This is a genomic window from Yersinia sp. Marseille-Q3913 (genome assembly GCF_963892745.1).
GTDB lineage: Bacteria > Pseudomonadota > Gammaproteobacteria > Enterobacterales > Enterobacteriaceae > Yersinia > Yersinia bercovieri.
Genome location: NZ_CAWQAF010000037.1, coordinates 1 through 10,903, shown reverse-complemented (window position 1 = coordinate 10,903; position 10,903 = coordinate 1). Strand labels below are relative to the sequence as shown.

Below are 10,903 nucleotides of genomic sequence, written 5' to 3'. Positions count from 1 at the left end.
GTGACACATAAGGCTGGGCGGCATTCAGGTAAAAGTCCCCGCGTGTGAGCGCCAGTGCCTCGTTGATACGGGCGCCGGTATTCCACAAGGTGGCAATGAGGGTTTGCTGGTACAGGTCAGGGATATAGTGCAGCAAAGCCCCGACCTCAACAGCCAGCAGGTACTCAGGCATGTCGCCGTGGGTCTGCGCCATGCGACGCAGCGCCAGAGCGGCGGGATAATCGATGGCTACGGGGAGCAGTGTCGCAGAAGAATGAGACTGGCTGTAAAGAGTCATGCCTGTCATTGTCTGTATATACCTCAGTTTATCCGGAGTCTGTACATTCAGCTATCCCAGGGGGCAAGAGCAATCCCGGGGTAAAAGAGTTCTGTTATGCGATGCATTTCTGCGAGTTACCTGTTACCCCATGTCTGCGTCAAGCTCCTGAAGGTGTCGCAGGTTGGTGTCTATTCCATCCAGACAATCGGAGGCAGCCCCCATTTTTTCACCAAAAAGACGGGTGTTGACGTAACGGATACCGTCGAGGCTGCGGGTGCCGTCATTTCTTCGGGCATAACGGAAGTCTGTGGCGCGTTGGTCAGTGTCATGAAGCTCCTTAACCACTTCTTTTACTATGCGAAAATCAGAAGATCTGTACCGGTCATCGACTTCCAGTACCAGTTTTTGAGCAAGGGGCCAGAGGGTGTTGAGATTGTGGTCATCCTTTCTGTATGAATATTTTTCAGGCTCCTCCACCAGTAATAAAGCCAGCTCAATAATTTGCTTGATGAGCAGTTCTATATGATGCCGGTAAAGAAATAGCACGGGGTAAACCAGAAAATCCTGGTCCCGACCAGACTCATCAATGTGCCGGATGAGGATATCTGCCGCTCTTCGATAACCTTCGGTATACGCTGTTCCGTGATCTCGCATGTAATTAAGGCAAGCGTTATTGTGCCAGTCACTGTCACTTGCCAGCAATTTGGACTGTACGTCTTTTTTCCCGTTCATCGCCACTCCCTGATTTTTTCTCAATTGCGTCACTCCGCTGATCAGTGCCGCAAATCCTGTCGCCCATGATTGTCATCGCCCTCTAAACGGTTCCACATGAACCGTTTAGGGAAACTCTTTTCGATGCCCGTTTTGTTCCCCAGTTCGCATCACCAGGGGAGGTTGGCTGATTAATGCGCCCTGCCGTGCTCTTGCGCGATCTCTTCGGCGATGTGGCAGAACTGTTCGTGCTCGGTTTCCAGGTAGAGATAGTAGATACGGGCGTCGCGTTCGCTCAGTCCGCGCGGGTTGCCGCTAAAAAAGCCCTGCAGGGTGTCGATGGCATGCTGATAGGTCGCCAAATCGTCAGCCCAGTCGGCCAGTTCGCCGGCGGCGTCCAATTCCAGCTCAAAACTGGCGTACTGCCGTGCCAGGGTGTCGAGTCCAAGCCGGGTGGCGGCATGAATATTGCCCTGACTGGGATCGGCGATGGCATTGCGGATCTTTTCAAACTGATCCCCAAATCCCTCTTTACCCGTAATAGACGCAAACATCTTTTTCTCCATGGGTCATTAACGGCAGTGAACACACTGACAAATCAGTGTGATTGATTATTTTATGTTTAATAAATAGCAAAATAATAATAAGCCCGAATAAAGTGACATTATTAATTATCACCAGATAAAAAGTCACACTAAGAACAGTCACTATTGGCAATTACCTAACCCACCGTTTTCTCTGTTCCGACTTTTTCCTTATTGTCCGTTTTCGGAACCTTATCACATCCACTGTGCCGGCAAAAGCCCCCAAAGCGCCGCTATCGGATAGTCTCTCACGAGCAATAAACACGATATATAGTAAGTTAAAACGACAAGTGAATACTAAATATAGTGGTAGCGCAAAAAAACGCCCGGCAGGGGAGGAAGATCCGGTAATGGCAGAATCCGGATCTGCGGCGAAAAAAGGGTCATAAAAGACAGGAAGCTTATTTAATGACATGAATTTATCATGTGACATGATGTCACTGTCATGTAGTATATGAGTATCAATGAATGACATTTTGTCTTTAAGGGTGATTTCCAATCTTGCTGTCACCCCATCATTCCCCCATGACCGGAGATAGTCTGATGCTCAGCCAGCTGACCCTGCGCTTTCCCAAAAAACTGATCGACGCCCTGAAAAACCGGGCCGCCAATGAAAAGACATCCGTCAATGCCCTGGCCGAGCGTTTTCTGGATATGTCACTGCAAAGTGCCGTGCCGGACGACGACTGGTTACGTTTGATCTCCCAGCCCGATGACACCCTTCGTCAGCTGTACCGCAAAATTATTCTGGGAGAAACCTTTGGCCGGCAGACTATCCGGCGATCAGAGCTGCGGTTTATGGTGGAAATGGCGCACCAGGCGTACGGCCGTGGCAGCCAGCGAGAATGGGTCCGCCTGCCGGTGCTGGTGACGCTGCTGAACATCACCTTCGAATTGCTTCACTGGCAGGCGGAAAATGCCCTGCCGATCGATAGCCATTATATCAAGCAGACGTTTGAGTTTGAGACGGAAAACTGGCCGGACGAATCGGCGCGCTTCCTGCGTGAGCTCAGTCCGGCGGTCAGCCCTGGCTACGCGGAACTCCTGTTGCGCCCGCTGGCTTCCGGCTGCTTTACACTGACGGACTTTCCGGATGAGGTGTTGGCGCGGATCTTCACGCCGGCGCGGCTGCAACAGATTTTTCCGTTGCTGATGTCGACCCGTGAATGGAGTGTCAAGCAACGGGAAGCCTTTATCCGGGAAATGCGGCCGCTGATCCCTGAATTCAGCGACACTTTTACTGCTGGTGACCTGCGCTTCGATCTCCGTGTCGAGGGCCAGCGTGCCGGTATGCCGCCCGGTATTGGCGATGAGATCCCGCGACTTTATCTGATGGTGAGTAGCCCTCACTTTGTGGTGCCGTTCGACTGGGCGTATTTTGCCGAACTCTCTCGGTTGTTGACGGTGTACTGCGCTGCGCCCGAGGCCCTGCGCCAGCTGAGTGAGGGATACCATGTCAGCCTGTTGCTGCCCGGCGCGGCATCAAAAGACGTTATTCTGGGCTTCGATGCGCTGCGGGTGTTTTTGCCGGCGAAGGCATTTGAGGTGCTGGCGCGGGAGCTGACGACGCGGGGGGAGACCGGCCCGCTGGCGGATGCGCTGGCGGGACTGCGTACCCTTTATGGTGACCTGTAGTCAGGAGATCTCTATGTACAACAACCTCCCCGCTCTGACGGACAATGTCCTGTGGGATGACCGCCTGCTGTCAACCGAGTACGCTGAACTGGATGAAGCGGCATTACGGACTGCCCTGCAGGATTACCTGCGGACGGTTGATACCCTACAGGGCGAGTGGCATCTTCAAGAGGACTCCCCGCTCAGTCTGTGGATAGCCCGTCACGATCAGTTGGCGCTTTACCAGCAGGGACTGTTGTCAGTTGAGAGAATTATCCTCGTTGACGCTCTTGAAGAGGCAAGCCTGCGTCTGAACAGTATCGATATGGCAGCCGCCGTCGATCTTTTTGTGCAAAATGACGCCAGTGACAGAGGGCAGGATATCCGGACAGGTGTGGCGCAGTTTGTCCGTTTCACGAAGGAAAATTTTACGTTGATCCAGGCGGGGTTCATCGCTTTCACTCGCTGCGACTCCATGCATGAGGATCAGATAAGACGCATGCAATTGCTGGAAGATAATTCATCCCAACATTTTCTGTACAGTGTGATGCCGCCAGCGGTAGCACGTCTTTACGAGCGCAACCTGCATGTTCGTGGCGTCGTTCGCGTCAGTCATGAGGGCCATGTTCGTTTCGTGTCGGAAAAAACGCTGCCGGGTGAAATTATGTTGGAGCTGGATGACTGTCTCAGCCCTTACACCAACGGTCATATTTTCCAGAACCTGCGGCCTGTCCGAACCAATGAAGATGGCACTCTGACAGTAGAAATTACCCGTGGTAAGCCAGAAAACCGCCGCAGTTATGATCGCTGGGTTCAGGGGGCGGCGAACCGCAGTATTTTCTTTCATTATAAGACCCTGATCACTGATCTGGGTCAGGCTGCACGGAGTCGCGCCTCTCTGGCTACCCGATGCCCGTTGCAGGGAAAAATACTGGAGAAGATTGACAACTCAGGTCGGTTATCACGCAGAATGCTTGACGTTGAGACCCCTTTTCTGGCCGGGCTTTCGCTTCAGGATATTTTTCGCATCCGGACAGATTATGAACCGAGTTTTACCGCGTACCGGCGTTCACTACGCGATTGTGCACTTGATATAGAGCGTGCCGCCAATCCTGCTGAACTTCATATGGTGCAGGCTCGGTTTCGTGAACGTATTGCGGATGAAGGACTGGCGGAGGTACGGGAAAAGCTCGGGATATGGAAGCGGCGCAGTCTGCAGGACACCGCGTTGTTGGCCATCCCTGCCGTACTCGGTTTTGCTGGGTCACCTATGATCTCTACACTGGCCACTGGTGCTGCCAGCCTTTTGCATGCCGCGTTGGGAGCCTACCGTGGCAGGGATGAGGTTATTCATCATCCCTCTTACTTCCTAATTCGTTCCTCAGGCAGGAAACCATGATCACTTTTACGATGAGCCGCTTTCCTGTCTCTCTGATGTGCACTAGTAGAAATGTGTGCGTCAGAAGACGTAGTTTGGTAAACGGTTCCCTTGGGTGACCCATATTCATGGATTGTATCCAAATCTTATAACATATACTTACATTGGGTTTATACAGATAATAAATAGATCAATCGCTTTTCACTCATATTTTATATTCGACCATCCTTGAGATTGGGACGGAACGATTTGAACCAAGGTAAAATATCTCTAAACTCCGCCTTGAATAACAGGCTGCTTCTCCAATCGGCTCATTTATTTATTGATTAATGAAAAATAATAATTAAAAAACACCAATTCTAACAGTTGGTTAAGCCAATTAAGAAGTGAAAATTCATATTCCAATCACGCTAATGTTAAATTGTGGCTTGATTATGTTAATAATCATTATTATCCTTTGGCGATTAACTGTAATTAATCGAACATATCTAAGTAATAATGAATCAGCTGGTTGGGTGGTTCATTATTGTTATGAAATTAGGCGGGGCTATAATGGAGTACAGCAAAAAAAATGCCATATGTAATATAGTAAGCCTTTTTATTACTATATTAATGTCATTTTGGTCAACTATATCAATTATTAATAATAAAAACATATTTGATTTAATTCTGATTCTGGTGTTTTTTATGGGGATCAGGTCAATAATTAAGTATATATATGACTCCATAAATTTAAAGTAATTATAACACAACCACAAGGAAGGTTAATATATGAATTATTAGATAACTAATTTACTTTATATGGTTAAATAAACACATTATTTTTGCAACTTACAAGGAAATGTAATTTATGAAAGAATTGAATTTAACTCAGATGGAAATGATTTCTGGTGCTGATGGAGCCCCTGCTACTGTTGCTAATGCTGCGGGTGCGGGTGCGACTTTGGGGGCTATTGCCGGTATTCCGGGGGGGCCACCCGGTGTTTTATTTGGTGCTGCCTTTGGTGGTTTGGGTGTAGCGGTTGGTTCTACCGTTCCTTCTGGATATAACCCATCCGGCGTGTCTGGATTTAACTCATCAGGTGGTTCTTTCTTCTCTTTCAATCATGATGATTGGTGCGGCGAAGATCACTGAGTTCTGTTCCTGTAGCTAATGTGTGCTGTTGCTGGAATTTCTGTGAAACCCACAGGTGCTGTTTTGAGTGTGACGATTGTCGCTACAGTGAGTTCTTTCTGGCAATAGCCCAGCAGTTAGTTTCTACGGACAAATTTTTTTTGTTAAAATAATTCCGTCAGGCAACTACGGCAATGCTTTATTTCAGGCGGGAAATATTGCTGATAAAAAAGACAAGAGTGGCCTGGCAACAGGCTACTCTATAATAGAGATTTTCTTGGTTTATGACTAGTCAGCATAAAATCGCTATCATCAGTAGATGACTAAATATTATCTCTCTCCGTATTTAAATAAATTTAATTCCGCAATAACGTTATCGCACTATCACCACATTGAGCATTATCAATAAATTGGTGCTATTGATGCGACTGTAATTTGCTGAATTAGTATAACTATGGCCTGTAAACACAAGTTAATACGTAAATATGGCTGTCCATGAGTTAAAGCGATAGAGGTGTATATTGTTTCGCAAGGAAGCGCTCGAAAATAAAAGAACGAAGTGGCGAGGACGAGCTATTTTACTCCCCGGTATCCCTTTTTGGTTGGTGGGAGGGGTATGTACTTTTTTCCTCATCGCCTTTCTGGCATTTGTCATTGCGGGTACCTACACACGGCGGGTCAATGTCAGTGGTGAGATAACAACCTATCCCAGGGTGGTGAGTGTGTATTCCGGTGTTCAGGGTTTTGTGGTGAAGACATTTGTCACGGAAGGAGAAACTGTCAAAAAAGGCGATCCTGTTTATCAGATTGATATCAGTACAAGTACTCACAGCGGCGTTGTCAGTGATAATCAGCGTGAAGGTATTGAGAATCAGCTTGAACGTATTAGCAATATTATTTCACGTATTGAGAGCAGTAAAAAAACGACGATTGATTCACTGAAAAAACAAAAATTACAGTATATCGCCGCCTTTCAACGCTCTTCTGACATTCTCAATAAAGCAGAGCAGGGAATCAGAATTATGAAAGATAATATGGATAATTATCGCGGCTATCAAACAAATGGATTGATTAACAAAGACCAATTGATCAGCCAGGTTGCGCTGTATTATCAACATCAAAATAATTTATTAAGTCTTAGCGGACAGAATGAGCAGAACTCATTACAGATAATCAATCTTGAGAGCCAAATTCAGATACAGTCGGCGGAATTTGATAATCGCATTCATCAAATGGAGCTTCAACGCTCTGCTTTGAAAAACGAATTGATCAATACGGATGCTGGGGGGGAAATTATCGTACGTGCATTGTCAAACGGAAAAATAGATTCGTTGAGCGTTACGGTAGGTCAGATGGTCAATGTTGGCGACAGCCTGCTGCAAATCATTCCTGAGTTGATAAGCCACTCCTCTCTGGTTATTTGGGTACCGAATGATGCTATTCCCTATGTCACTTCCGGGGATAAGGTCAATATCCGCTATGAAGCATTTCCAGTAGAAAAATTTGGTCAATTTGCCGGCATTGTTGAGGTGATATCGAAAACGCCGGCATCACCACAGGAAATGATGACGTATCAGGGAGCCCCAAAAAATACACAAGCAGCCTCTATCCCTTATTACAAGGTTATCGTCAGACCAGAGCAGCAGGCTATTTTTTACGATGAGAAACGTTTAAGTCTGGAAAGTGGCATGAAAGCACAAAGCACACTGTTTCTTGAAAAAAGACACATCTATGAATGGATGCTTTCACCCTTTTATGACATGAAGCACAGCGCGATGGGGCCGGTGAATGAATAAGACCTCATTTAACGCAATGATAAAGAAATTAGACCTTGGTTTACGTAACCGTGTTCCAGTGGTTCATCAAACAGAATCCTCGGAATGTGGGCTGGCCTGTCTGGCGATGGTCTGTGGATACTACGGAAAGAATATCGACCTGATTTATCTGCGTCAGCAATTTAACCTTTCTGCACGTGGTACCACGCTGGCTGGTATTAATGGTATAGCCAGAACACTGGGCATGACGAGTCGAGCATTGTCGCTGGATCTGGAGGAGATGGGCGCACTAAAAAAGCCATGCATACTTCACTGGAACTTTAACCATTTTGTTGTGTTGGTAAGTGTGCGGCGACAACGCTTTGTGATACATGATCCAGCCAGAGGACGGCGGACGGTGGAGTTGGCCGAGATGTCTCAATATTTTACCGGTGTTGTCCTTGAGGTCTCGCCTGGAAGTGAGTTTACAGCGGAAACGGTGCGTCATCGTATCCGTCTGGGCACACTCATTCGTAGTGTGCAGGGGATCAAAGGGACGCTGGTAAAAATCTTTAGTTTGTCTTTGGTGATAGAGTCTATCAACCTGGTTATGCCTGTCGCCACCCAACTGGTTATGGACCATGCCATCCCTGCCGGAGATCGTGGTCTACTTACCCTTATCTGTGCCGGGTTACTGTTTTTTATTTTGCTACGGGCAGCTATCAGTATGGTGCGTGCCTGGACGTCACTGGTGATGGGAACACTGATAAACGTACAGTGGAAAACAGGGCTATTTTCCCATCTGATACATTTGCCTCTGGGCTATTTTGAACGGCGGAAGTTAGGTGATATTCAATCTCGCTTTGACTCACTGGATGCTCTGCAGTCCACGTTCACGACCAGTGTAGTCGGGGCTATTATGGACATCATCATGGTTATCGGTGTGCTGGTGATGATGGTTCTGTATGGCGGCTATCTGACCTGGATTGTTCTGGGCTTCACAGCAGTCTATGTATTTATCCGGCTTCTGACCTATGGTTACTATCGACAGCTATCAGAAGAGTCCATGATCAAAAGTGCGCGCGCTAACTCGTATTTTATGGAAACTCTGTACGGAATAGCACCGGTAAAAATGCAGGGTATGACCGAGCGGCGGAGCACTCACTGGCTTAATCTGGAGATTGATACCATCAATACCGGTATCAAAGTGACTAAGATGGACTTGTTCTTTGGGGGAATAAACACGTTTATCACCGCCTGTGATCAGGCTGTCATTCTGTGGCTGGGAGCTAGCCTGGTTATCGACAATCAAATGACTATCGGGATGTTCGTGGCATTTAGCGCATTCAGAGGACAATTCTCTGATCGTGTCTCCTCGCTGACAACTTTTTTACTCCAGTTGCGTATGATGAGCCTGCACAATGAACGTATCGCTGATATTGCACTGAACGAGACAGATAACCAGAAACCCGACAGGCCCTACGTGGCAGGAATGCAGCCGTTATCACTAAAAACCCTTGATTTAACCTACCGCTATGACAGTCAGTCCCCCTCCATTTTCAATAATTTGAACATCACGGTTATGCCGGGTGAAAGTGTGGCCATCATAGGTCCTTCGGGGGGAGGAAAAACGACTTTGATGAAGGTGCTTTGCGGGCTGTTTGAGGCTGGATCAGGGAAAGTGATGGTCGATGGCATTGATATACAGCAGTTGGGGATGAACAATTACCACAAAATGATTGCTTGTGTGATGCAAGATGACAAATTGTTCTCCGGTTCAATAAGGGAGAATATTGGAGGATTTGTAGAAGATATTGATGAGTTATGGATGATTGAATGTACCCAAGCAAGCTACATTCACGATACCATTATGAAAATGCCAATGGGTTATGAAACGCTGATTGGGGAATTGGGCGAAGGACTTTCAGGTGGGCAGAAACAGCGGATCTTCATTGCACGGGCGCTGTATCGTAAGCCCGGCATTTTGTTTATGGATGAGGCGACCAGTCATCTTGATAGAGAGAGCGAAGAGCTTGTCAATCAGGCAATAAAAAAGATGCATTTTACTCGGATTATCATTGCCCACAGGGAGTCGACGATTCAATCAGCAGACAGGGTTATAACGATATAATTTCCTCTGTCTTACGAAATGAATTGTACTTGCTCAAACCTGATTTGACAGTTACCGGTTAATTATAGCAATTACATGCGACGGGACTCGTCGTCTCTGCCCATGGATAATCAAGACAGAGCAGAGTTGTTTATCCGTCAGATAGTATGACCTATGAGTATACTTAAATATCATCAAATTAGATGTTATTTAATAATTACCTAAGTCCTGGTGTATATATCAATGCAGGTCTATCACTGAGCGTCAAGGTACAGATTTTATCTGTACTATTTACAAGCTCACGAAAGTTGGTTTCAATGCTATGTATTCGGATGTGCGTCTATCTCGTTAACTACACCAATAAGCAGTCTTTTTTTGAACATCACCTATAACTTGGACATTCTGTATGGCAATATGGGCTGTTTACAGTAAACTTCTGGTATGATGAATGTACAAAAAAATAAACTACCCTCAGATTAAACCTTTTATTTCAGAAGCTAAAATAAATTCAATAAAAGCTGTTTTTGGCAGTGGATTAAACGATATGGAATGTTATGGTATATATATTTGGAGTCAAAAAGCTTCATCTGCTATTTACCCTATCTTACAACATCTTGAAATCACATTAAGAAACTCTGTAGATAAAGAGGCAAAGAAAGCTTTTGGAGGGGATTTTTGGTGGGATAAAATTTTCACAGACAAAACAAAAGATAAGTTCAATGATTTTAATTCTAATATAGAGAAAGCCAAAAGAAGATGTTCGTTAATAAGCCACGATAATATTATTGCAAATACGGTTTTTTTCACATGGCAAGCTGTTTTTAGTGAGGCTTTTCACTCTAAGCGAAAAAATATCAATAACGCGTTATGGCCTAAAATTTCTTATAAGATATTGAAATCATTAGATAGAAGCATGGATGAACAAACAGCAAGACTTAATTTTGTCAATAAGTTAAACGAAATTAGATTGTATAGGAATCGGCTTTCACATAATGATTGTATATGGATTAAAATAAAATCAAATAATCAAAAATCAGCAATTGATAGCATTCTGGAAAAAATAAATGATGCAGAACTGCTTATTAAAATTATTAACCCAAATGTTCATAATGCACTAGCTATATGGGGAGTATTTGACCATGGAAGGCGTGTTTGTTCAGTCCATGAGATGGATTTATACTTAGGGAAGGGATTCAAAAATTTGCCTGCGTCTGGAAAATTAAAATTATTGAACTCAATATACGACGAGACAAAGAGCGGGAAAAAATCCAATGTACTGAGCATCAATGGCGATAATCTATCCATCCATCGCTTTTGACTGCCAAGGGAGTATTAGAAATTCTGTGTCATTCCGCTAAAGTACTTAGAAGGAGGAATGA

7 protein-coding genes and 2 pseudogenes are annotated in these 10,903 nt (G+C 45.6%); 6 read left to right on the top strand and 3 right to left on the bottom strand.

Annotation, left to right across the window (positions count from 1 at the left end; genetic code table 11):
* From AACW11_RS14745 to AACW11_RS14735, 3 genes and pseudogenes are all read right to left on the bottom strand, one after another.
* Positions 1 to 286 (bottom strand): annotated as a pseudogene (locus AACW11_RS14745) (tyrosine-type recombinase/integrase); the annotation flags it as partial.
* Between the two features lie 114 nt (positions 287 to 400).
* Positions 401 to 991 carry a hypothetical protein gene (locus AACW11_RS14740; protein WP_212586990.1) on the bottom strand — a complete coding sequence of 197 codons (591 nt, stop codon included), beginning with the start codon at positions 989 to 991 and terminating at the stop codon, positions 401 to 403.
* Between the two features lie 170 nt (positions 992 to 1,161).
* Positions 1,162 to 1,524: a hypothetical protein gene (locus tag AACW11_RS14735; protein ID WP_212586989.1), complete on the bottom strand. Its 363-nt coding sequence runs from the start codon at positions 1,522 to 1,524 to the stop codon at positions 1,162 to 1,164.
* 573 nt (positions 1,525 to 2,097) lie between these two features.
* Here AACW11_RS14735 and AACW11_RS14730 point away from each other — a divergent pair.
* The 6 genes and pseudogenes from AACW11_RS14730 to AACW11_RS14705 all read left to right on the top strand — a co-directional run bounded on the left by AACW11_RS14730 (position 2,098) and on the right by AACW11_RS14705 (position 10,842).
* Entirely contained in the window at positions 2,098 to 3,189 is a 1,092-nt protein-coding gene (locus AACW11_RS14730; RefSeq protein ID WP_212586988.1) for a transcriptional regulator, read from the top strand.
* Between the two features lie 13 nt (positions 3,190 to 3,202).
* Positions 3,203 to 4,567: a hypothetical protein gene (locus AACW11_RS14725; protein ID WP_212586987.1), complete on the top strand. Its 1,365-nt coding sequence runs from the start codon at positions 3,203 to 3,205 to the stop codon at positions 4,565 to 4,567.
* A gap of 829 nt (positions 4,568 to 5,396) precedes the next feature.
* A pseudogene (locus AACW11_RS14720) lies at positions 5,397 to 5,615 on the top strand (microcin H47); the annotation flags it as partial.
* A 566-nt stretch (positions 5,616 to 6,181) separates the two neighbouring features.
* Positions 6,182 to 7,456 carry an HlyD family secretion protein gene (locus AACW11_RS14715; protein WP_212586986.1) on the top strand — a complete coding sequence of 425 codons (1,275 nt, stop codon included), beginning with the start codon at positions 6,182 to 6,184 and terminating at the stop codon, positions 7,454 to 7,456.
* The gene (locus AACW11_RS14710; protein WP_212586985.1) at positions 7,449 to 9,545 is read left to right on the top strand and encodes a peptidase domain-containing ABC transporter; all 2,097 of its coding nucleotides are present in this window, start codon (positions 7,449 to 7,451) and stop codon (positions 9,543 to 9,545) included. Before AACW11_RS14715 ends, AACW11_RS14710 begins: the two co-directional genes overlap by 8 nt.
* Positions 9,546 to 9,972: 427 nt before the next feature.
* Entirely contained in the window at positions 9,973 to 10,842 is an 870-nt protein-coding gene (locus AACW11_RS14705) for an Abi family protein (RefSeq protein WP_212586984.1), read from the top strand.
* Positions 10,843 to 10,903 lie beyond the last annotated feature (61 nt).

Coding starts and splice junctions, on each gene's coding strand:
- AACW11_RS14740 (WP_212586990.1), bottom strand. CDS start 991: ATGAACGGGAAAAAAGACGTACAGTCCAAATTGCTGGCAAGTGACAGT.
- AACW11_RS14735 (WP_212586989.1), bottom strand. CDS start 1,524: ATGTTTGCGTCTATTACGGGTAAAGAGGGATTTGGGGATCAGTTTGAA.
- AACW11_RS14730 (WP_212586988.1), top strand. CDS start 2,098: ATGCTCAGCCAGCTGACCCTGCGCTTTCCCAAAAAACTGATCGACGCC.
- AACW11_RS14725 (WP_212586987.1), top strand. CDS start 3,203: ATGTACAACAACCTCCCCGCTCTGACGGACAATGTCCTGTGGGATGAC.
- AACW11_RS14710 (WP_212586985.1), top strand. CDS start 7,449: ATGAATAAGACCTCATTTAACGCAATGATAAAGAAATTAGACCTTGGT.
- AACW11_RS14705 (WP_212586984.1), top strand. CDS start 9,973: ATGTACAAAAAAATAAACTACCCTCAGATTAAACCTTTTATTTCAGAA.